Origin of the sequence: Corynebacterium striatum, from assembly GCF_016728105.1 — a bacterium.
GTDB classification, from domain to species: domain Bacteria; phylum Actinomycetota; class Actinomycetes; order Mycobacteriales; family Mycobacteriaceae; genus Corynebacterium; species Corynebacterium striatum.
In genome coordinates this window covers 1,967,699-1,988,092 of the sequence record NZ_CP068158.1, presented here as the reverse complement: position 1 = coordinate 1,988,092, position 20,394 = coordinate 1,967,699, and the positions used below count along the sequence as shown (strand labels likewise).

20 protein-coding genes are annotated in these 20,394 nt (G+C 63.4%); 7 read left to right on the top strand and 13 right to left on the bottom strand.

Annotated features, from left to right (window positions below; all coding sequences use genetic code 11):
• Window positions 1-130: 130 nt before the first annotated feature.
• Both istA and I6I72_RS09295 read left to right on the top strand, forming a co-directional pair.
• Window positions 131-1,753 carry an IS21 family transposase gene (istA, locus tag I6I72_RS09300; protein ID WP_201806769.1) on the top strand — a complete coding sequence of 541 codons (1,623 nt, stop codon included), beginning with the start codon at window positions 131-133 and terminating at the stop codon, window positions 1,751-1,753.
• Between the two features lie 6 nt (window positions 1,754-1,759).
• Window positions 1,760-2,527 (top strand): ATP-binding protein, encoded by a 768-nt coding sequence (locus I6I72_RS09295; RefSeq protein WP_049062347.1) that lies wholly within the window; start codon window positions 1,760-1,762, stop codon window positions 2,525-2,527.
• Window positions 2,528-2,668: 141 nt separating this feature from the next.
• Here I6I72_RS09295 and I6I72_RS09290 read toward each other — a convergent pair whose 3' ends face one another.
• The 13 genes from I6I72_RS09290 to dacB are packed head-to-tail and all read right to left on the bottom strand — an operon-like array spanning window position 2,669 to window position 13,860.
• Entirely contained in the window at window positions 2,669-3,589 is a 921-nt protein-coding gene (locus I6I72_RS09290; RefSeq protein WP_049147072.1) for a 2-dehydropantoate 2-reductase, read from the bottom strand.
• A gap of 10 nt (window positions 3,590-3,599) precedes the next feature.
• A complete protein-coding gene (locus I6I72_RS09285; protein WP_005529858.1) occupies window positions 3,600-4,367 on the bottom strand; it encodes a pantoate--beta-alanine ligase in 768 nt (255 codons plus the stop codon).
• Complete coding sequence (locus I6I72_RS09280) at window positions 4,364-5,044, bottom strand: 6PGD fold domain-containing protein (RefSeq protein WP_080972400.1); 681 nt, start codon at window positions 5,042-5,044, stop codon at window positions 4,364-4,366. Before I6I72_RS09280 ends, I6I72_RS09285 begins: the two co-directional genes overlap by 4 nt.
• On the bottom strand, window positions 5,045-5,962 hold the full coding sequence (locus I6I72_RS09275; protein ID WP_065422329.1) for a DUF6779 domain-containing protein: 918 nt from the start codon (window positions 5,960-5,962) through the stop codon (window positions 5,045-5,047). It abuts the gene before it with no gap.
• A 37-nt stretch (window positions 5,963-5,999) separates the two neighbouring features.
• Window positions 6,000-6,464, bottom strand: coding sequence for a DUF3180 domain-containing protein (locus I6I72_RS09270; protein WP_049147076.1), 465 nt, complete (start codon window positions 6,462-6,464; stop codon window positions 6,000-6,002).
• Window positions 6,461-6,928 carry a 2-amino-4-hydroxy-6-hydroxymethyldihydropteridine diphosphokinase gene (gene folK / locus I6I72_RS09265; RefSeq protein ID WP_049147078.1) on the bottom strand — a complete coding sequence of 156 codons (468 nt, stop codon included), beginning with the start codon at window positions 6,926-6,928 and terminating at the stop codon, window positions 6,461-6,463. The genes I6I72_RS09270 and folK overlap by 4 nt, the downstream gene beginning before the upstream one ends.
• Window positions 6,928-7,293: a dihydroneopterin aldolase gene (gene folB, locus I6I72_RS09260; RefSeq protein ID WP_005529852.1), complete on the bottom strand. Its 366-nt coding sequence runs from the start codon at window positions 7,291-7,293 to the stop codon at window positions 6,928-6,930. The genes folK and folB overlap by 1 nt, the downstream gene beginning before the upstream one ends.
• Window positions 7,293-8,189 carry a dihydropteroate synthase gene (gene folP / locus I6I72_RS09255; RefSeq protein WP_049147080.1) on the bottom strand — a complete coding sequence of 299 codons (897 nt, stop codon included), beginning with the start codon at window positions 8,187-8,189 and terminating at the stop codon, window positions 7,293-7,295. The genes folB and folP overlap by 1 nt, the downstream gene beginning before the upstream one ends.
• 2 nt (window positions 8,190-8,191) lie before the next feature.
• A complete protein-coding gene (gene folE, locus I6I72_RS09250; protein WP_046646070.1) occupies window positions 8,192-8,782 on the bottom strand; it encodes a GTP cyclohydrolase I FolE in 591 nt (196 codons plus the stop codon).
• Complete coding sequence (ftsH, locus tag I6I72_RS09245; RefSeq protein WP_049147081.1) at window positions 8,772-11,024, bottom strand: ATP-dependent zinc metalloprotease FtsH; 2,253 nt, start codon at window positions 11,022-11,024, stop codon at window positions 8,772-8,774. Before ftsH ends, folE begins: the two co-directional genes overlap by 11 nt.
• 6 nt (window positions 11,025-11,030) lie before the next feature.
• Window positions 11,031-11,618 carry a hypoxanthine phosphoribosyltransferase gene (hpt, locus tag I6I72_RS09240; protein WP_005529848.1) on the bottom strand — a complete coding sequence of 196 codons (588 nt, stop codon included), beginning with the start codon at window positions 11,616-11,618 and terminating at the stop codon, window positions 11,031-11,033.
• A gap of 12 nt (window positions 11,619-11,630) precedes the next feature.
• The gene (gene tilS, locus I6I72_RS09235) at window positions 11,631-12,596 is read right to left on the bottom strand and encodes a tRNA lysidine(34) synthetase TilS (protein WP_201806766.1); all 966 of its coding nucleotides are present in this window, start codon (window positions 12,594-12,596) and stop codon (window positions 11,631-11,633) included.
• Window positions 12,586-13,860 carry a D-alanyl-D-alanine carboxypeptidase/D-alanyl-D-alanine endopeptidase gene (gene dacB, locus I6I72_RS09230; protein ID WP_049147085.1) on the bottom strand — a complete coding sequence of 425 codons (1,275 nt, stop codon included), beginning with the start codon at window positions 13,858-13,860 and terminating at the stop codon, window positions 12,586-12,588. Before dacB ends, tilS begins: the two co-directional genes overlap by 11 nt.
• Window positions 13,861-13,943: 83 nt before the next feature.
• Here dacB and I6I72_RS09225 point away from each other — a divergent pair, with 83 nt between their 5' ends.
• The 5 genes from I6I72_RS09225 (at window position 13,944) to I6I72_RS09205 (ending at window position 20,392) form a co-directional block, all read left to right on the top strand.
• Entirely contained in the window at window positions 13,944-14,417 is a 474-nt protein-coding gene (locus I6I72_RS09225) for an inorganic diphosphatase (protein ID WP_034657157.1), read from the top strand.
• Between the two features lie 178 nt (window positions 14,418-14,595).
• Entirely contained in the window at window positions 14,596-15,417 is an 822-nt protein-coding gene (locus I6I72_RS09220; RefSeq protein WP_049147087.1) for a hypothetical protein, read from the top strand.
• A 203-nt stretch (window positions 15,418-15,620) separates the two neighbouring features.
• On the top strand, window positions 15,621-15,923 hold the full coding sequence (locus I6I72_RS09215) for a rhodanese-like domain-containing protein (RefSeq protein ID WP_049147089.1): 303 nt from the start codon (window positions 15,621-15,623) through the stop codon (window positions 15,921-15,923).
• A gap of 65 nt (window positions 15,924-15,988) precedes the next feature.
• Window positions 15,989-16,441, top strand: coding sequence for a MarR family winged helix-turn-helix transcriptional regulator (locus I6I72_RS09210; RefSeq protein ID WP_049147090.1), 453 nt, complete (start codon window positions 15,989-15,991; stop codon window positions 16,439-16,441).
• Complete coding sequence (locus I6I72_RS09205) at window positions 16,442-20,392, top strand: Pls/PosA family non-ribosomal peptide synthetase (RefSeq protein WP_049147092.1); 3,951 nt, start codon at window positions 16,442-16,444, stop codon at window positions 20,390-20,392.
• Window positions 20,393-20,394 lie beyond the last annotated feature (2 nt).

The window sequence follows — 20,394 nt, the reverse complement described above, 5'->3', positions numbered from 1 at the left end:
AATCCGCGTAGTTGGTACCGGGTTTCCGGGTAGGTGGTACCGTCAATCATTTTCGGTCATTGTATAGGTGGCGTGGGCACAACCTGTGCCGGCGCGTCATCACCTTTCATGACCTTAAGGAGGGCCTTTCATGGCCAACTTCAAAGACATCATGGCACTGTGTCTAGATGGGGCAACCTACTCCGCTATCGCAGCAGCGCTTGGCTGTTCTAGACGCGATATCGCCAAAGTCAAGACACTCATCGCTGACCACGGCATCACTAAGGAGTCGTTTGCTCAGCTGGATCCATCATTCTTCGACGAGCACTTCAGCGACCACCGTGGGGCCCGTCGCAAGCGCTACGACCAGCCAGACTTTGAAAAGCTCGCCAAGCGCCTTGCCAACAACACGCATCTCACTCGCCACAAGCTGTGGATGGACTACGTTGCTGCACCTGCTGGTGAAGGTGAGTCGAAGTATCAGTACTCCCAGTTCTGCGAACGACTGCGCACCCACATCCGCACCTCTGGAATGACCTCGATTATCGAACACGAGCCAGGCCAGGAACTCTACGTCGACTGGGCCGGCGACAAGGTTTCCATCATCGATAAAGCCACCGGCGACGTCGGCATGAAAGCCAGCTTATTCGTGGCCATCTGCCCGTATTCTTCACTGCTGTTTGTGACAGCAACAGCTAACGAGAAGATGGACAACTGGATTTCCTGCCATGTGAAAGCCTTGGACTACCTCGGCAAACGTCCTGGCATCATCGTGCCCGATAACGCACCGACCGCGACCTACCGTCCGGTGAAGAACAAGCCCGGCCGGCGCATCCAAGAACGCTACGCCGACTTCGCCGACTACTACGACATCCTCCTCGTGCCAGCCCGGCCTGGAAAACCTCGGGATAAAGCTGCTGTGGAACGTGCCGTCCAACTCGTCTACACGCGCATCCTCGGCTACTTCGACGGGATGACCTTCTACAGCCTCGATGAGCTCAACGAGACTATCGCCCAGCGCGTCGACGACATCAACATGAACATGCCTAGGCCTGATGGGCTCACTCGCAGGGAGCTATTTGATGCGGATGAAGCACCCATGATGCGTGACTTGCCGGATACTCCGTTTACGGAAGTGTCCTGGCGGGCTGTCAAAGTCGACCGTAACTGGCATATCTGCTGCGATTACCAGTACTACTCGGTGCCGTTTCAGTACATCGGCAAGACTCTGCGGGCACGGCTGACCAACAGCCTGGTCAGCATCTTCGACGGTGACGAGCTGGTTGCAGAACACTCGCGCATGCACGGGTTCAAGTACCGCTATTGCACCGATCCGGCACATACCCCGGACAAGGATATCGCTGGGATCAAACCTCTTACCCGCAACGAGCTGCTTGCTCGGGCCTCGTCGTTTGGGCCGGCAACCACCAAGGTTGTCTTATCAATCTTGGACCGCAACGCCAAAGCCATACCCCGCGGACTGCATACCGCCCGCAACGTACTCGTCAAGCTGGGAAACAAGCACAACAAGACCACGCTAGAGCCTGCCTGCCAGCAAGTCATCGACCATAACCTGGCACCCAACATGCAGGTCATTGCACGGATTCAAGCCGACATCGCCCGCAACGGTCACACCCTTAACCAAACGCCAGCAGTCCAGGTCGATCAAGGCCAGTCGCGCACTGTAGATATCACCGCCATCCCTGATGCAGTGTTCCTGCGCCCCGCCAGCTACTACGACACCCCAACCGCGACCTCGAAGAAGGAGGCCTAGACCACCATGACCACCATCAATCTTGACGACGACATGCGCGCTACACTGCGTAAACTGCGTCTGTCGACCTTCGCCGATATCTTCTTCGACCTGGCCGCTGCCGATGACGCCAACACCGCTCTACCAGAGGAGATCTTCTTAAAGGCAGTGGAAGAAACCGCAGCCAAGCGTCGGCAAACCAACATCGTCAAAGCCATAGCCCAAGCCAAATTCCGCTATCCGGGAGCAACACTCGCCGAGCTGATCAACCCCGATGAACGAAGGTTGAATCTACGCCAGCTCAAACGACTGGCCGCAACACCCTGGCGCGACGAACCTTCCAATGTGCACGTCCTGGCACCGACCGGTGCAGGTAAAACCTACATCGCCTGCGCTATCGGTATTGCTGCCTGCCAGGCCGAATACAGCGTCGCCTACTACCGACTGGATCAGCTCGTCGATGAATTAGCGGCCTTCCCGCCGGCAGATGAACGCTACGTAGCTAAAATGCGCAGGCTACAAAACATTGATGTACTCATCCTTGATGATTTCCTAACGATAGGAATCAACCAGCGCGGACAAGAAGACCTAACCAAGATCATATTCGACCGCGACGGAAGACTGCCGACCATCATCGTCTCCCAAACAACTGCGGCCTACTGGATAAAGAAACTCCCTGACCCCGTCGGAGCAGACTCACTGGTCAGCAGACTCAACGCCGGACAGCGCATCGAACTCGGCGACTACGACATGCGCCAACACCTCGCGCACGCTCAGACAACCGTAGACAGCTAACCTTCACTGACCGGCGAAACCCGACTTCGCTTCTGGGCTCTCGCCGGTCAACCCCCGGCGGTGGTACCAACTAACCGGAAACAGGCAGTACCACGGAGCCGTAACCGCGGTACCAACTACCCGCGCTCAGCAGCGGGCGCGCTAGTTGCGGAGCTGGGCCTCCAACACGTCCTGAGCAAAGTCGAAGAGCGGGGTCACAACTCCAGCGCGCTGGCCCATGCGGCGAATGGCGCCCACCTGCGCGTCAAGTTCGTTAGGCAGGCGATCCTTGATGTCGCGCTGCATGGAAGAGGTGGCCTCCGGGTATTGCTGGCGGGCAAAGCCCATGGTTTCTTCGACCACCTTCTCTGGCAGCTCCACGCCCATGGCGCGGCCCACGGTCTCCACCTCGCGCATAAACGCCTCCAGCTGCTCGGGAATCTCTTTGCAGAGATAGCCGATCGGCTTATCCACCAGCGCGCCCAGCGTTCCTGTGGTGGTCACAAACATTGCCTTGGCCCACACATCCACCAACGGCGTGGGGTGGAACTTGCCGCGGGCGCCGGCGTCGTTGAGGGCGCTGGCAAGCGCTTGGCCCTGCGGCAGCGTACCCGGCACCATCGGCCCAAACGCCAGCGACAGCGGACCGGGATTGCGCTTGACCTTCGCCGCACCCAAGCGGGTGGCGTACACGCGGGCGACGCCGGCCAGAACATTCTCCTCCCCGAACAGATCCGCGGCAAGGTAGGGAATCTCCACGGAGTTGTGGGTCGTCACCACGGGAATCCCCGCCAATGACTCCGGGTCCGGGCCGAAAGTCGCGTTACCCGGTAGCGCCTTCGAGGCGATAATCGCCACGTCGAGCCCGCCAAGCAGATCCTTGAGTTCCGCGAACGTCTCCGCCGCCAGCAGGCCGGGGAGGATGGTTTCTTTGTCATCGGCGTCGATAAGCGTCAGGCCCGTGGTGCGCAGCGTCTGCAGCGTCTCGCCCCGGGCCACAAAGCCCACCTCGTGCCCCGCCTGCGCGAGGATGCCGCCAAAATATCCACCGATGGCGCCCGCGCCAAGGAATCCAATCTTCATGGATTCCAGACTAGCTGTCTTGATTGTCCAAATTGCGGAAACCGATACCCAGCGGCAGGCCCACGCTGTCAATCAAGCGCACTCCACCCAGGGTGGCGGCGACGAAAAGGCGCGCGTCCCCCTCCGCGGGCGGCTCGCCGAGGTCGCGTCCACGCAGCTCCAGGTACTCCGGCTCCACGCCCGCGGCGCTCAGCACCTCGCTGGCGACCTCCAGCACCTTCTCGGCGCCCGCCTCCGCGGCATAAGCACCGGCGGTCAGTGCGGCGGACAGGGCGCTCGCCTGCTCGCGGGCTTCCGGCGCCACGTCGGCATTGCGCAGGCTCATCACCACGCCGTCCGCCATGCGCACGGCCGGCACGCCCTGCACGCGCACGCCAAGGTGCAGGTCCGTACACGCCTGCTGCGTGGCCACGAGGAGCTCGTAGTCCTTCTCGCCCATGACGACGTCGCTTGGCGCAAGTGCACCGATGAGCCCCACGATGCGGGTCAGTTCTGCGCTCACGTCCTCCATGCCGTGAAACTGCGGGACGACGCGTGTGCGCTCGGGCGTAGCGGGGGCATGCCAGACGACGTCCACTTCCCCCAGCACATCCACATCGGTAAGGTCGCTGAGCGCGACGACCACAACGGCGCCGCGGATGCGACGGGCGGCCTGAATGAGGGCGAGGTGGCCCGCGTGCACGCCCTTGCCCAGCGGCACGAGAACGACGCGGCGGCCGGTCTTGCGGTAGGCGCTGCCCACCATGCGGATGCGGTCGATGTCCTCAACGACATTCATCGGGTTTCCTCCTGTAGTGCCCACATTTCTAGTTCTTCGCGGTGATAGACCTCGCCAACGCGGCGGGCGGCTTCGAGGTAGGCGCGGCGCATGCCGGGCTCCTCGAGGCTGCGGAACGCCGCGATGACCTCGGAGCTTTCGAGTGCCGTCAGTGCGTCGCCGTGGGCGGCCGTGACATCGGCACCGTCGCCAAAGACGTCCGCGTTGGCGTCAACCGCGAGAAGAGTCAGCATTTGGGCATAGTACACGCGGGCGGCGAGGGCAGGCCTTTCGATATCGCTAAACGACGCCGCCGTGAACTGCGCCTCCCCCAAAACCAGCTCGGCGACGGTCTCCCCTAGCTCGTCGACGGTGGTCACTGCCCAGCGCTCCGCCGAGTATGGGGCGACTGCGGCCACGACGCAGCCCTTGGTCTCTAGCGGGTCAAGCACCTGCACGCCGCGGGAGAGGCAAGTGTGGAAGACGATGAGACCTTTGTGCACGTAGTTCTCGAGAAGGTCCACTGCCTGTGCAAGGCGCGCGTCCCCGACAGCGACGATGAGGGCCTGGTAGTTGCTCAGTTCGCTAAGGTCGCTGAGCACCTCGACGGTGTGGCCCGCCGTTCGCATTTCGCCGGCGAGTAAACGGCCGGCATTAGACGCGCCGAAGACCGCTACGCGCATCCGCGGGGCGCGCATCTACTTCTTCTTTTTCATCGCCGCCATGAGCTCCGCCACGGAGACAGCGCCCTCGCGCGGCTCGTCGCTGCGGCGGCGTCCACGGGACTCGGTCTGCTCTGGGGCGCGGTGCTTATGGCTCGCCGGCTTAGGCTGCTGGCTTTCCGACGTCGCTTGCTGCCAACTGCGCTGCTGCGCAGGCGCTTCCTGCTTAGCGTGCGTGGACTGCTGGCCGTCCCAGCGGACGGTTTGGAAGGAAGCAGTATCGAATGTGGACTGTGGCGAGACCTGCGCGGACTGGCCCGCCGGGAAGTGCTGCTTCGGTGCGGTCTGAGGCGGCAACGGCTGTTGGGCAGGCGCCTTTTGTTCATTTCGCTGCTGGACTCGCTGCGCAATGATGTCGTCCAGCGGATTGTGCTGCGGCGTGCGCGGCGCGGATGGCTGCGAGCCAAGGCGACCAGCGACGGCGTCGGCAGTAGGTGCTCCCTTGGAAGCCTGGGTGAAGTTGACCTCCGGCTCGCGGGTCTTTTCCTCCAGCTCCATGATGCGGCGGGCCTCTGCGTGCAGCGCGGCCGGCTCATACGTGAACTCGCGGCCCGACAGCTCCTCGATCTGGGCGCGAATGGAGGCCAGCTCGCGGCGGATCTCCTCCATGATGTCGGAGTCCTGCTGCACCGGCGCAGGCTGACGTGAGCGCTCCGCCTCCAGCAACGCCGCAGACTCGGCTGCCTCGCGGCGGTAACGAACCACCAAGAAGAAGCCCAAGACCGCAGCCCACAACGCCGCGATGAGCGCCAGCTTCAATGCGCTCGCAGAACCCGAAATCAGCATGACCATGCTAGCGATAACGGCCAGAATCACTAGGACAATGAGTCCGATAGAACCAGCATCTGCCTTCTTCGGCGCGGAATTTATAGCATTAGGGTTCGGAGCAGTCATGCCCACTAATCTACATTCCGTAGCTGAAAAAGACTTACTAAGTATTCCCCAGCGCGTCGGGCGGGACCTCACAATGGCGTTCCAAAACCACTCCTGCCACGGACAACGCCACGCCGCCCAGCGCCGAGGTGAGAACCCCAGCCAAGTCACTCGACGCGGCCACAAGTTCGCCCGCGCGCGGGAGCACATAAACCAGCATGCCCGCATAAACACCGCCGACGATGGCACCCGTCCACGCCGAGGCCTTACCCACCAGCAGAAACTGCGCGATGGTCAGCGGGTTGAGCTGCGATTTGTCCAGTCCAATCCCATGCTCGTCTTCCTTGGCGCTTCGCACTTTCCACGTCAGGAACGCACACACTAACGCCATGGCCCACAACGAAATAGACACCGTGGCCGGAATGGCCAACATGGAACCGTAAAAGCGGGTGGTCAGGATAGCTGCCGCTGCGGCAACAAACAGACCAGTGCCCACGAGCCAGCCAATCGACGTCCGCTTCATAGCGGTTTCACCTGCTCCACCTCGTGCGGGTCGAGCACTGCGATGAGATCAGCCACGGCAGTATCGCCCAAGCGGGCCTTAGGGTCCGCGGCCAACCACGGCACCAGAACGAAAGCGCGCTCGTGGGCAAAAGGGTGCGGGAGGGTCAGTTCCGGGTCTTCGGAAGTAATGCCGTCTACCTGCACGATATCAACGTCGAGCGTGCGCGGTCCCCAGTGCCGCACGCGCACGCGCTCCGCAGCCTGTTCCAGGCCCTGCCCGCGGCGCAGCAACTCCATCGGTGTGGAATCCACCTCCACGATGAGCACTGCATTGAGAAACTCGTCTTGGTCCTCCACTCCCCACGGCGGTGTGGAGTACACGGGCGAGGCCGCGACGGTCTCTTCCGCGAACTCGTCAAAGACCCTCTGCAACAGCGCGCGGCGGTCATCCATGTTGGAGCCAATCGACAATACCGCGCGCATCAGCCCATCTTCTTTCGGGAACGCCGTGCCACAACAGCCACGTCAGCGAAGGTGCGCGGAATCGGCGCCTTCGGTTTATGGATGGTCACCTCGACCGCGTGCAGCAGGTCGAATCGCTGCATGATGGTGTCCGCGACCTCGTTGGCCACGGTCTCGATGAGGTCCCGGGACGGGCCCTCCACGATGGTGGCCGCGACGTCGGCAAGCTCTGCGTAATTAACCGTGCCCGCCAAGTCATCGGTGGTGGGGAATTCCGTCCAACAGGTCACGTCCACGATGAAGGGCTGGCCCTCACGCTTTTCCTCCGGGAAGACCCCATGGTAACCAAAGCATTCGAGGCCGGTGAGTTCAATGCGGTCTGCCATCAGTTGCCCTTTCCATTGGTGTAACTGCCCGTGGCGTTTAGCCCGCCAGAATACTCCAGACCGGCGTTCCAGGCGGCGGCCACGTCCACGGCGTCACGGGAGACGCCGACCTCGTGCACGCGCACGCCCCACGCGCCCATCTGCGCAGAGATTGCGGTCACCGCAGCAGTGGCCGGGTCCGCCAGGAGCGGCGAGGACTCCACGCCGCGGTCCTCGCGGATGGCAGCAAGGAAGCGCTTGCGCGACGCCCCCACCAGGATGGGGAACTCGCCCTCAAGGAAGCTCGGGAGCGCTTTGAGCAGCGCCCAGTTGTCCTGCGGGGTCTTGGCAAAGCCCAGGCCCGGGTCGAGGACGATGTTGTCTGCGGAAACTCCTGCTTTAAGGGCGGCGTCGGAAAGCTGCGCTAGGCGTTCGTGCACGTCGCGCACCACGTCACCGCCGTGGTCGGCGCTACCAGCCGCGGAACCGAACTGCACGGTGCGCCAATGCATCAGGCACACGGGCAGCCCGGAATCGGCCATCGCGGCGTACATCTCTTTATCCGCGAGGCCGCCAGAGACATCATTGATGAGGTCTACGCCGGCCTCGGCCGCGGCACTGGCCACGGAAGCGCGCATGGTGTCGACGGAGGTCTTGATTCCCTCTTCGTGGAGCGCACGGATCACCGGAACCACGCGCTGCTTCTCGACGTCCGCCTCCACACGTACCGCTCCCGGCCTGGTGGATTCGCCGCCGACGTCGATCATGTCAGCGCCCGCGGCGACCAGCTCGCGAGCATGCGCGAGCGCGGCATCGACGTCGATCCAGCGCCCACCGTCGGAAAAAGAATCTTCGGTGACGTTCACGATTCCCATGACCAAGGTGCGGCCGGGGACGGTCAAGTCACTAACTGCCATTGCTAGCTCCTAATGAGGCTCATAACCTCGGCGCGGGATGCGGCGTTGCTCTTGAAACCGCCGCGCACAGCCGAGGTTGTGGTGGTGGCGCCTGGCTTGCGGATGCCGCGCATCGCCATGCACAGGTGCTCGCATTCGATGACCACGATCACGGATTGGGCATGGAGGACGTCGACAAGCGCATTAGCGATTTGGGAGGTCAGGCGCTCCTGGACCTGCGGGCGCTTGGCGTACAAGTCCGCCAGGCGAGCCAACTTGGACAGGCCGGTGACCTGACCGTCGGGGCCGGGGATGTAGCCGATGTGTGCCACGCCGTAGAAAGGCACGAGGTGGTGCTCGCAGGTGGAGTAAATCGGGATATCACGCACGAGGACCAGCTCCTGGTGCTCTTCCGCGAAGGTCTTGTGGAGGACCTCGGTGGGGTCGGCGTGCAGCCCGGCGAAGACTTCCTTATAGGCGCGGGCGACGCGGGCCGGGGTCTCTTGGAGGCCTTCGCGGTCAGGGTCCTCGCCCACCGCAATGAGCAGTTCCCGCACGGCCGCTTCGGCGCGGGCTTGGTCGAATTCTCCCTTAGCTGGGATGTTATCGCTCATTGTCGTCCTTCTTAGTGCCGTTGTAGGGGTTATTCGCGCGCTGTTCCTCGCCGTAGCTGGACCACTGATCGCTTGGTTCCTGCGGCTTGGAGTGGCGGCCACCGACACGTGGGATCTCGGTGGTGGGGCGATCGCTCGGCGCGGCCTCTTCCGGCTCGAAGAAGGTGTTTTTACCCTCAACCTTGTCACCGGCGTGCTGGCCAAAGCTGAAGCCAATCTCGCCCTCGGCCTGGCTTTCACCGGCAAGGCGGCGCTCGCGGGCCGCGCGGGAAGCCTCCACCAGCGTCATGCGCTTCGGAAGCTCCTCCCCGCGTTCTTTGGCCAACTCGGCCGGGGTCTTAACCGGCTCGCGGCCAGCCTGGCGCGGGAAGCGATCATCTTCGTTCGGGAAGACGTCGAAAGCCGCGCGCGGCTCGATGCCTTCGAAGATGCCCTCCAGGTCCGGACGACGCAGGGTCTCCTTGTCCAGCAGCATTTCCGCGAGCTTATCCAGGTAGTCACGGTTTTCCGCCAGGATGTCATAGGCCTGCTGATGCGCACGGTCGAGCAGGTAGCGCATCTGCTCGTCGATGCGTGCGGCCACATCGTCGGAGTACTCAATGGAGCCGCCACCCATGCCGTAGCCGAATGGGTCGCCCTGCTCCTTGCCGTACTTTACGGTGCCCAGGTCCGGCGAGAAGCCGTACTCGGTGAGCATGGAGCGTGCAATCTTGGTGGCGTTCTCAATATCGGAAGAAGCACCCGTGGTCGGCGCACCGAATACGAGTTCCTCAGCGGCACGTCCGCCCATGGCGAAGACCAAGCGGGAGAAGAGCTCGTCGCGGGTGTACATGCCCTTGTCGTCTTCCTGCGAGGTCATCGCGTGGCCACCGGTGCGGCCACGGGCCAAGATGGTGACCTTGTAAACGCGCTCAATATCCTTGAGCGCCCAAGCGGCCAAGGTGTGGCCGCCCTCGTGGTAGGCCGTGACCTTCTTCTCGTGCTCGGAGATGATCTTGCCCTGGCGGCGCGGGCCGCCCACCACGCGGTCGGTAGCCTCTTCGAGGGCGTCATAAGTAATAACGTTGCCGCCGATACGCGCGGTCAACAGTGCTGCCTCGTTAAGAACGTTAGCCAAGTCAGCGCCGGACATACCAGCAGTGCGCTTGGCCAGCTGCGCCACATCGACTTCCTTGGCCAAAGGCTTGTCCTTAGCGTGGACACGCAGAATCTCCTCGCGGCCAGCCAGGTCTGGGTTAGTGACCGGAATCTGGCGGTCGAAGCGGCCCGGGCGCAGCAACGCCGGGTCCAGAATATCCGGACGGTTGGTCGCGGCAATGAGGATGACACCCTCACGGTCACCGAAGCCGTCCATTTCCACGAGCAGCTGGTTCAGGGTCTGCTCGCGCTCATCGTGCCCACCGCCGGTGCCGGAGCCGCGCTGGCGACCCACGGCGTCGATCTCATCGACGAAGATGATGCAGGGGCTGTTTTCCTTCGCCTGCTTGAACAGATCGCGCACGCGGGAGGCGCCCACGCCAACGAACATCTCCACGAAGTCGGAACCCGAGATGGAGAAGAAAGGAACGCCCGCCTCACCCGCGACGGCGCGCGCCAGCAGCGTCTTACCGGTTCCCGGAGGGCCATAAAGCAGCACGCCGCGCGGAATCTTCGCACCGAGTGCATGGTAGCGCTCTGGGTCATCCAAGAAGTCCTTGATTTCCTGCAGCTCGTCAACTGCCTCGTCCGCGCCAGCGACGTCCGCAAACGTGTTGGTGGGCATGTCCTTGGTCAGTTGCTTGGCCTTGTTACCTCCGATGCCGAACATGCCGCCGCCGTTTTGCTGCATGCGGGACATAAACCAGAAGAGGAACGCGAACAAGATGATCATCGGCAGCAAGAAGCTGACCATGGAGCCCAAGAAGGATTCCTGGGTGACCTTGGTCTGGTACTTCTCCGCCCCGGAGTCCTTTACCGAGTTGAAAATCTGCTCGGAGGCACGTGCCGGATACTTGGCGATGACCTCTTCAACGCCCTCGCGTTCCTCCACCGTGACCGGTTTCTTGAGCTTGAGGCGTACCTGTTGTTCGCGGTCGTCGATTTGCGCCTCAGCGACGTTCTTATCGCTGAGCTGCTTCATCGCCACAGAAGTATCCACCCGCATGTAGCTGCGGGAGTCATTAGTGAAGAAGGTAAATGCATACAGCGCAACCAAAACGAGCGCTGCGATTCCGCCGTAGCGGAGGACATTCTTGTTTTTCATCAGTACCTATTTGTTGGTGTACACGTCAGGGTGCAAAGTGCCGACGTAGGGCAGGTCGCGGTAACGCTCCGCATAATCGAGGCCGTAACCGATGACGAACTCGTTAGGGATATCGAATCCAACGTCGAGCAGATCGATCTCTGCGCGGATAACTTCAGGCTTACGCAGCAAGGTGACAACCTCGAGGGAACGCGGGTTGCGGCCCTTCAGGTTGCGGATGAGCCACGACAAGGTCAGGCCGGAGTCGATGATGTCCTCAACGATAAGAACGTCGCAATCCTCGATGTCGCGGTCCAAGTCCTTGAGAATGCGGACCACGCCGGAGGAGGATGTGGCATTGCCGTAGGAGGACACAGCCATGAATTCCAGCTGGGACGGAATCGACAGCTTGCGCGCAAAGTCCGTCATGAAGAAGACGGCTCCCTTGAGCACGCAAACGAGAATCAGCTCATCCTCTGCGTCCTTATATTTAGCGGAAACGCTGTCCGCCATCTCTTGAATCCTGGCTTGCAGTTCATCCTCGCCGATGAGGATTGCTTCGACGTCTTCGCCGTAGGGGTTTGCTGGGACGTTGAAATCTTTCTTGTCGTGCACGCGTGCGCTCCTTTAGTGACCGGACAATAGTGCCAGTTTGCCACCAACGCGTGACACTTCCAACCTTTGCCCCATAGTTTTGATTGTTTGCGGGTAACTCACAGCTACTCCCCCTTGCCCGTGCCAGTCGACGCACAGCTTGTCGACTCCGCGCACAGCCTCCCGCGTCACCTCCACGCCCTGCGCGTTCAGCCACGCGGCGATGGTGCGACGGCGCACCGGCTCAGCAAGGGCAGCGAGCTCGACTGCATCCATTTCGGGCGTAGCGATATCCATGCTGACGCTGAGGAACTCGTCGTCGCGGGCGGCGTCGGCAGCCGCCTGCGCGAGTGCTGGCACCACGTCCCCACCGACCAGATCCGTGAGCCGCGGAATGATGTCGTGGCGCAGAGCCACCCGGCGGAAGTTGGTGTCGGAATTCTGCGGGTCGTGCCAGGGCTCAAGCCCCAGTTCCTCGCAGGCGCCGAGGGTCTGCGCGCGGCGCACGGTGAGCAGCGGGCGTACCACCTGCACGCCCTCAATCTCGGCCGTGGGCAGCATGCCGGCGACCTTGCCGCGCAGCGCGCCCAGCAACAGGGTTTCTGCTTGGTCGTCGGCGGTGTGTGCCACGGCAACGGGGGCGTCGGTAGCAGCCGCGAACGCGCGGTAGCGCGCCACTCGCGCGGCGGCCTCCATGGAGCCTTGCTTCGCGACGTCCACCTTCAGCACCCGCGCACGCGCCCCCAAGGCCTCAGCCTGCGCCGCGGCCTTCGCCGCCTGCTCGGCCGATCCGTCCTGCAGGCCATGGTCGATGCACAACGCCTCGACGTCGAAGCCCTCGGCTACCAGCGCGGCAGTCAGCGCCAGCGAGTCGGCGCCTCCCGAAAGCCCCACAGCGATTTCCCGGCACACGGCGAAGTCAGCGACCGCGCGGCGGCAGGCCAGAAAGTTTGGCGAGACCCGCGGCCAAAATGGCGTGCCCGTGAACTTAGAAGTCATGGAGCGCGCTAGCCAGGGCGTCTTGCGCCTTGCGGGCGGCAAGGATGTCTCCGTCGTTGACCAGGAAAGCAAAGGCGTACACGCGGCCGGAGTTGCCCTGCGCAGTGCCGGCCAAGGCGGAGACGCCAGTCAGCGTGCCGGTCTTGGCGCGCACGAAGCCGCGTGCTCCGGAATCGCCATAGCGGGTGTACAGCGTTCCGTCGCCACCAGCCAGCGGCAGGTAGCCCAGCAATGGGCGCAGCTCGTCGGTCTCTGTGGCCATGTTCATGATTTGCGTGAGCACCGCGGCCGAAATGCGGTTTTCGGTGGAGAGGCCAGAGTTGTCCTTGATCGTCACTCCCGTGACGTCAATCTTGTTAACCTTCAGCACCTCGAGGGTGGCCTCGACAGCACCGGCGAAGCTCGGCTCCTTGCCGCGCGCAATCGCCAGCTCGCGTCCGATGGCCTCAGCCATGACGTTGTCCGAATCCTTCGCGGCGTCCTGCGCGCGCTCAGACAGCGGCGCGGACTGCACCTCGCCCAGCACCACGCCGGCCTGCGGCGCAGTGCCCTGGCTGACTTTGTCGGTCCCCAGGCGCTTGGCCAGGGCCTTCGCTAGGTCCTGGGCAGGGGTGTGGCTGCGCGGGACGTCGCCAGTGGTCTTGCCCAGGCGACCGCCGTAGAGCATGATGGGCTCCATCGGTGCGACGAATCCCTCATCGACATTCTCCGGGTCCCAGCCCGGTGCCTGCGGGGCGCCCGCCCAGGCGCTGGTGTCGAGAATGACCTCGTCAGCCTTACCCACCTGCGAGGCCAAATCGTCGAGCTGTTCGGAGGTCATCCAGACGTCGCCAGCCGCGCGCAGCACCACGGTGCCTTCCTTCTCCCCCTGCATGACCTGGGTGATTATCCGCTCGTCCTCGTCGAGCGCCAACGTCGCGGCGGCCAGCGTGAGGACCTTCGTGGAGGAAGCGGGTGTCAAGGGGCGCGCGGCATCGCGGTCCCACACGACCTCGCCAGTGGTGGTGTCGATGACCTGCCCGCCAAAGGTGGCCAAGGCCGGGTCCTTGCCCAACTCATTGAGCCTGCCCTTCAACGCCATCAAATCCACCTCGCCTGGTTCCGCGACCTGCAAAGGAGTCACCGGCGCCTCCTGCGAGTAGGGCGTGCCGTGGTCCAGTCCGTTGTAGGTGCGCTGGATGTTTACGCCTAGGACAGCCGTGCCTGCAATGGCAGCGGCCGTCACCACGGCCGTGCCTGTCCACCACATGTGCTTCGCTTTCATCGCCTTTCACCCTAGCGCGATTGCACGGCACGGTAGACTATTGGGAGCAATTGACAGACAACTTCCCAATGGAGGAATTCGCAGTGAGCGTGCAAGTTACCATCGAGATCCCAAAGGGCTCCCGCAACAAGTACGAGGTTGACCACGAGACCGGCAAGGTCTTCCTTGACCGTTACCTGTTCACCCCGATGGCCTACCCGGCTGACTACGGTTTCATCGACCACACCCTCGGTGAGGACGGCGACCCGCTCGATGCGCTGGTCATCCTGCCGGAGCCAGTTTTCCCGGGCGTTGTTGTTGAGGCTCGCGTCCTCGGCGTCTTCAAGATGACCGACGAGGCTGGCGGCGACGACAAGCTGCTTTGCGTCATCGATGATCCGCGCTGGGAGCGCTACCAGGACATCAACGATGTTGAGGATTCCATCAAGGACGAGATCGAGCACTTCTTCGTCCACTACAAGGACCTGGAGCCGAACAAGGAAGTTACCGGCTCTGGCTGGGGCGACAAGGCTGAGGCGGAGAAGATCCTCGAAGAGGCTATCGCTCGCCACAAGTAAGGCTTTGGGCTGAGCGCCTCTGGCGCCCTCTGGCGCGACAGCTTCGCACTTCTGAGGTACATTTTGCCAAGTAAGGGCTTGAAACCCGCAGGGTTTCGCCCACTATTTGGCAAAATGTACCTTTCGCGTTTTCGGGGGAACAACGCGAAGGCCTAGAAGCACCATCGAGGGGGAAGCGATGGAAATTTACACGGGCAGAAATGCCTCACGCCGCGGCGGGCTCAAAATCTGCCACGGGCTCTACCTCTCCGCGGAGCCAAGCCCGCACCAACTCGCGGAGATCCTCACCCGGCGCTGGCCCGATAGCGCGCTCGACGGCTACTCCGCCGCGGCCAAGCACCTAAACCAGCGCCTTAAGTTTCCGCTGCAGCTAATCCGCGCAAACCGGCTACCCGAGAGCACCTACTTCAAAAGCCGCCGCGCACAGCCCAAGGGCGTATTCCCCTACGACGAAGTCAACGTGTGCAATCCGCTCCAGGCCCTCGAAATAATGCCGGAAGACCACGCGGTGGATTTCCTCGAGCATCTGCTACCCGGCAAGCACGCACGGGAGCGGCTCAAGCTGTGGGAGATGGATTTCCCAAGGTTTCCAGCCCACACCCGGCGCGTGCTGGAGCGGGCCATCCTCGGCGCGGATTCGGTGCCCGAGCGCCAGCTCACCCGCGCCCTCGAGCCGCACTTTGAGGTCCGCAACAACGCAATGATTGGCCCCTACCGCTGGGACATCCTCTTGGAGAAGCATCGCATCGCCATCGAGGTGGACGGCTATGCCTATCACAGCGGCGAGACTAGACAGCGTTTCGAACTAGATCGCCAAAAGCTTAACGACGCCGCACATCGCGGCTGGATTCCTCTCCACTACACGGCCACGACCATAAAGCACCACTGCGACAAAGTAGTGCAGCAAGTACTCGCCATTGCCCACGGCAAGAAGAGCTATCTCCGCCCGCCGTGGGACTGGCACTTTCTCTGGAGCCACGAGCGAGGAGGGTTTTACTAGCGGCGGCCAACGCAAGCAGCACAATAGTCGCCGCCACGGTGAGGTAGCCCCACCGTGGCGCGCACTCCTCTCCGCAAACCGCTAGCTCTCCCTTTAAGGCACATTTTGCCAACTAAGCCCTCGAAAACTGCAGTTTCAAGGGCACTATTTGGCAAATTGTGCATGGGAGTCCCCCATCTCACCGCACCGGTAGGCTGGGGCCTATGGAAAACGTTGAACCAAACCAGGTACCAGAAGGCGCGCAGCTCATCGACGTCCGCGAAACCCACGAGTGGGAGGTAGAGCACGCCAAGGGCGCTACTCATATTCCGATGAGTGAAATCGTGGGTCGCCTCGACGAAATCGATCTGGACCGCGACATCTATTTGATCTGCCACGCCGGCGGCCGCAGCGTCCAAGTGGGCCAGTACCTCGAGCAGGCTCGCGGCTGGGACGTCATCAACGTGCTCGGCGGCACCGACGCCTGGATTGCGCAGGGCATGCCCACCGTCTACGACGACAAATGAAAATAAACAATGGGGACTTACCCATAATTTAGGATTCTTACGTTGGGGCGTCTAGCCTTATCTATATGGCTACGACTATTTCAATCCCCAACGCTCTCCTCGAATCTCCTTCCTTCCAGCTCGAGCGCCTCCGCCGCCGCACCCGCGACGGCGTCGAGCAAGCACTCAGCACCCGCCAGACCACCATCCGCGAGTACTGGGTATTGACCTGCCTCGTCGACGGCGACGTCGCCTCCCAGTCGGCCCTTTCGGAGACCCTAGCCATCGACGCCTCCGACATGGTTCGCCTCATCGACTCCCTCGAGGAGCGCAGCTGGGCCAAGCGCGAGCGCGACCCCAAGGATCGCCGCCGCCAAATCGTGGCGTCGACCAAGAAGGGCGTCAAGGCGCACAAGGAGCTTGCCGATCTCGTCGCGGCCGCCGAGGACGCCGCCCTCGACGAGTCCACCTCCAAGCAGCTCAAGCACCTGCGTAAGCTCGCCACCGCCATCATCGGCCCTAACGAGGATGATGCTTAAATGGCGGAAGATGAAAAGAGTACCGGGCGCCACGCGCTGCCCGAGGACCCCTTAGACGCGCACCAGCCTGGCGCCGGAATCATTCACGTCCCCGAGCAGTACCTGCTGGGCGAGCATGCCCCACGCGAGCGCACGCTCTGGGACATCATTTGCACTACTGCTGAGCTGCATCCCGACGCCGCCGCGCTTGACGACGGCGAGGTGCTCACCTATTCCGAGCTGATCACCGATGTCGAGGCGTGGGCCAGCGAGCTGCGCGCCAACGGCGTACGCCGCGGCGACCGCATCGGCATCCGGATGACCTCCGGCAAGCGAGAACTTTACCTGGCGATTCTGGCCACCTTGGCTGCGGGCGCGGCCTACGTGCCTGTCGATGCCGACGACCCCGACGAGCGCGCCGAGATGGTCTTCGGCGAGGCCGACATCGACGGCGTGTTCAGCGACGAAGGCTTCCGCTCCCTGCGTCCGCAGCGCCCCGCAGCAAGAGGCGACGAGGCGGGCGCGCCGACCCCGGACGATACCGCCTGGATCATCTTTACCTCCGGCTCCACCGGCAAGCCCAAGGGCGTTGCCGTCAGCCACCGCTCCGCGGCCGCATTTGTTGACGCTGAGGCAGCTCTTTTCCTCGTGGATCATCCGCACGGCCCGCTCGGCCCCGACGACCGCGTCCTCGCAGGCCTCTCCGTAGCCTTTGACGCCTCCTGCGAAGAGATGTGGCTAGCCTGGGGCCACGGCGCCTGTCTGGTGCCCGCGCCACGTTCTCTGGTCCGCTCCGGCATGGACTTAGGCCCCTGGCTCATCCGCCGCGACATCACCGTCGTGTCCACCGTCCCTACCTTGGCGGGCCTGTGGCCAGCCGAGGCGCTCGACAACATTCGCCTGCTCATCGTCGGCGGCGAAGCCTGCTCCCAGGAACTGGTGGACCGTCTGGCAACCGATGACCGTGAGATGTGGAATACCTACGGCCCAACTGAGGCCACCGTCGTGGCCTGCGCGCAGCGCATGCTGCCAGGCCGCCCCGTGTCCATCGGTTTGCCTTTGAACGGCTGGGACTTGGCGGTCGTCGACAAGCAAGGCTTCCCCGTGGGCCTCGGCGATGTCGGCGAACTCGTCATCGGTGGCGTGGGACTCGCCCGCTACCTGGACCCAGCCAAGGACACGGAAAAGTACGCGCCGCTGCAGTCCATGGCATGGCAGCGTGCCTACCGCACGGGCGACCACGTGCGCTTGGAAGAGGACGGCCTTTACTTCGTGGGCCGCGTGGACGACCAAGTCAAGATTGGCGGCCGCCGCATCGAGCTCGGTGAGGTCGAGGCCAACGTCGCCGCGTTGCCCAACGTCTATAACTCGGCCGTAGCCGTACAAAAGACGCCAGGCGGCGAATCCGTGCTGGTGGGCTATGTGTCCCTCGAGGACGAAGCAAAGGGCTTCGACCAGCAAGCCGCGCACGATCGTCTCGCTGAGACCATGCCTGCAGCCTTGGTCCCTCGCATCTGTGTGATGGAGGAGCTGCCCATCCGCACCTCCGGCAAGGTGGACAAGAAGGCCCTGCCGTGGCCGCTGCCAGGCGTTGGTGTGGAAGCTGCAGGTCTTACCCAGACCGAGGAGTGGCTGGCGCAGCTGTGGGTCGAAACCCTCGGTGTTTCCGTCTCCGACGAGAACGCGGACTTCTTCTCCTTGGGCGGCACCTCCCTGGCCGCCGCGACGCTCGTGGGCCGCATCCGCGAGCGCTACCCCACCGTGGCCGTGCGGGATCTCTACGACCACCCACGCCTCGGCTCCCTCGCCGAGCACATCGGGGGCGCTGAGGAGCGCCCCGCCACCGTCGCCCCGCGCTCCGTGCGCAAGGTCAGCGGCCGCACCCGCGCGCTGCAGACCCTCATCCAGGTCCCGGTGATGACCCTGGCTGCCACCTCCTGGCTGGCCTGGCTGCTGCTGGGCTCCAACCTCGCCCACGCCGTCGGCGCGGACTGGGCGCTGACCACCCCGTGGTGGCTGGTGGCTGTCATGGTCATCGTCTTCGCCACTCCAATTGGCCGCATCCCTATCGGCGGCTACGGAGCACGCCTTCTCACCAGTGGAATTGAGCCCGGTGACTACCCGCGCGGCGGCTCGACGCACCTGCGCATCTGGGCCGCTGAGCGCTGGGCCGATGCCTCCGGATCACGGTCTATTGCCGGCGCCACCTGGGTCAACAACTATGCCCGCACCTTGGGCGTGAAGATTGGCCGCGGCGTCGACTTGCACTCCCTGCCGCCGGTCACGGGCCTGCTGGCCCTCGGCGACCACGCCGCCATCGAGCCGGAGGTGGACCTCTCCGGCTACTGGCTCGACGGCGATATCCTCCACGTCGGCGCCATCAACGTTGCCGAAGGCGCGCGCGTCGGTGCGCGCTCGACGCTGCTGCCGGGCACCAACGTGGGCAAGTACTCCCACGTGGAGGCCGGTTCCACGGTTACCGGCAAGAAGAAAATCAAGGACGGCCAGCGCTGGTCCGGCTCGCCGGCCAAGAAGGTGGGCCGCTCCAAGCACCGATTCCCTTCCGAGCTGCCGAAGCGCCGCCCATGGTGGGTGGCCTTCTACGGCCTGACCTCGATTCTGCTCGCAATCCAGCCCATCGTGGCGCTGGGTCTCGGCGCGGCGTTGGTCGCGTGGGGTCTCCACGTAACCGAAGGCAACGACTTCATCGGCTCCCTCTTCTTCGCCCCATTCGGCGCGCTGGTGGCCTTCGCCTTCTACATGGCGCAGACCTGGCTGGGCGTGCGGATTCTGTCCATCGGGCTCAAGCCGGGCGTCGTTCCGGTGCGTTCGGCCGCAGGCTGGCGCCTGTGGTCCATCGAGCGCCTCATGGACGATGCCCGCACCACCTTGTTCCCGCTCTACGCCTCGCAGCTGACTCCCCTGTGGTTCCGCACGCTCGGGGCCAAGATCGGCAAGGACGTGGAGATTTCCACCGCGGTGATGATCCCCAAGCTCACGGACATCAAGGACGGTGCGTTCCTCGCCGACGACACCATGATCGGCGGCTACGAACTCGGCGGCGGCTGGATGCTCACTGGCGAGACCAAGGTGGGCAAGCGCTCCTTCGTGGGCAACTCCGGAATCACGGGCCCAGGCCGCAAGCTGTCGAAGAACTCACTGGTTGCAGTGCTCTCGTCGACGCCAAAGAAGTCCAAGTCCGGTTCCAACTGGTGGGGCTCCCCGCCGGAGCGCATGCGTCGCGTCGAAGCACACGTGGACGGCGTGCAGGGCGAGTCTTTGACCTACAACCCGGGCTTCGGGGTCAAGGCAGCGCGCGGCGTCGTGGAGACGATGCGCTTGCTCGCGCCAATGACCTCTGCGATGCTCTTGGCCGGTGTTCTGGCCAGCCTTTACGCCCTTGTCGATTCCTTTGGCATCGCTGTTGCCTGGCTGCTTTCCGGTCTCATCTTGACGGCTGTCGGGGGCGTCGGCATGGCGATCACCGTGGCCGTGAAGTGGATCTGCGTGGGCCAACACCGCTCGGGTGACCACCCGCTGTGGTCCGCCTTCGTGTGGCTCAACGAGCTCCAAGACGCCTTCGTGGAGGCAGTCGCTGCGCCGTGGTTCTTCCAGCACACGCTGGGCACCGGTGAGATTAACCTCGGTCTGCGCGCTCTTGGCGTCAAGATTGGCGGCGGCGCGTGGATTGATTCCTACTGGTTCCCGGAAACCGACCTGTGTGTTGTGGGCGCCGGCGCCTCCGTGGGTCCAGGCACCGTGGTGCAGACGCACCTCTTCCAGGACCGCGTGATGAGCCTCGACACGGTCACCATTGAGGCCGGCTCCACGCTAGCGTCCCACTCCGTGGCACTGCCGGCGTCGCTGGTGGGCAAGGCCGCCACCGTGGGCCCAGGCTCGCTGGTTATGCGCGGTGACCGCGTGCCTGCCAACTCGGTGTGGCAGGGTAACCCGATTGAGCCCTGGGCTTAGCC

What these genes read in the sequence shown, in the direction of transcription:
- folP (WP_049147080.1), bottom strand. Translation starts at nt 8,189, where the DNA reads ATGGCAGTTAGTGACTTGACCGTCCCCGGCCGCACCTTGGTCATGGGA.
- I6I72_RS09210 (WP_049147090.1), top strand. Translation starts at nt 15,989, where the DNA reads ATGGCTACGACTATTTCAATCCCCAACGCTCTCCTCGAATCTCCTTCC.
- folE (WP_046646070.1), bottom strand. Translation starts at nt 8,782, where the DNA reads ATGAGCGATAACATCCCAGCTAAGGGAGAATTCGACCAAGCCCGCGCC.
- I6I72_RS09215 (WP_049147089.1), top strand. Translation starts at nt 15,621, where the DNA reads ATGGAAAACGTTGAACCAAACCAGGTACCAGAAGGCGCGCAGCTCATC.
- ftsH (WP_049147081.1), bottom strand. Translation starts at nt 11,024, where the DNA reads ATGAAAAACAAGAATGTCCTCCGCTACGGCGGAATCGCAGCGCTCGTT.
- tilS (WP_201806766.1), bottom strand. Translation starts at nt 12,596, where the DNA reads ATGACTTCTAAGTTCACGGGCACGCCATTTTGGCCGCGGGTCTCGCCA.
- I6I72_RS09280 (WP_080972400.1), bottom strand. Translation starts at nt 5,044, where the DNA reads ATGCGCGCCCCGCGGATGCGCGTAGCGGTCTTCGGCGCGTCTAATGCC.
- I6I72_RS09275 (WP_065422329.1), bottom strand. Translation starts at nt 5,962, where the DNA reads ATGACTGCTCCGAACCCTAATGCTATAAATTCCGCGCCGAAGAAGGCA.
- I6I72_RS09220 (WP_049147087.1), top strand. Translation starts at nt 14,596, where the DNA reads ATGGAAATTTACACGGGCAGAAATGCCTCACGCCGCGGCGGGCTCAAA.
- I6I72_RS09205 (WP_049147092.1), top strand. Translation starts at nt 16,442, where the DNA reads ATGGCGGAAGATGAAAAGAGTACCGGGCGCCACGCGCTGCCCGAGGAC.
- dacB (WP_049147085.1), bottom strand. Translation starts at nt 13,860, where the DNA reads ATGAAAGCGAAGCACATGTGGTGGACAGGCACGGCCGTGGTGACGGCC.
- I6I72_RS09285 (WP_005529858.1), bottom strand. Translation starts at nt 4,367, where the DNA reads ATGAATGTCGTTGAGGACATCGACCGCATCCGCATGGTGGGCAGCGCC.
- folK (WP_049147078.1), bottom strand. Translation starts at nt 6,928, where the DNA reads ATGCGCGCGGTATTGTCGATTGGCTCCAACATGGATGACCGCCGCGCG.
- I6I72_RS09295 (WP_049062347.1), top strand. Translation starts at nt 1,760, where the DNA reads ATGACCACCATCAATCTTGACGACGACATGCGCGCTACACTGCGTAAA.
- I6I72_RS09290 (WP_049147072.1), bottom strand. Translation starts at nt 3,589, where the DNA reads ATGAAGATTGGATTCCTTGGCGCGGGCGCCATCGGTGGATATTTTGGC.
- I6I72_RS09270 (WP_049147076.1), bottom strand. Translation starts at nt 6,464, where the DNA reads ATGAAGCGGACGTCGATTGGCTGGCTCGTGGGCACTGGTCTGTTTGTT.
- istA (WP_201806769.1), top strand. Translation starts at nt 131, where the DNA reads ATGGCCAACTTCAAAGACATCATGGCACTGTGTCTAGATGGGGCAACC.
- folB (WP_005529852.1), bottom strand. Translation starts at nt 7,293, where the DNA reads ATGGCAGACCGCATTGAACTCACCGGCCTCGAATGCTTTGGTTACCAT.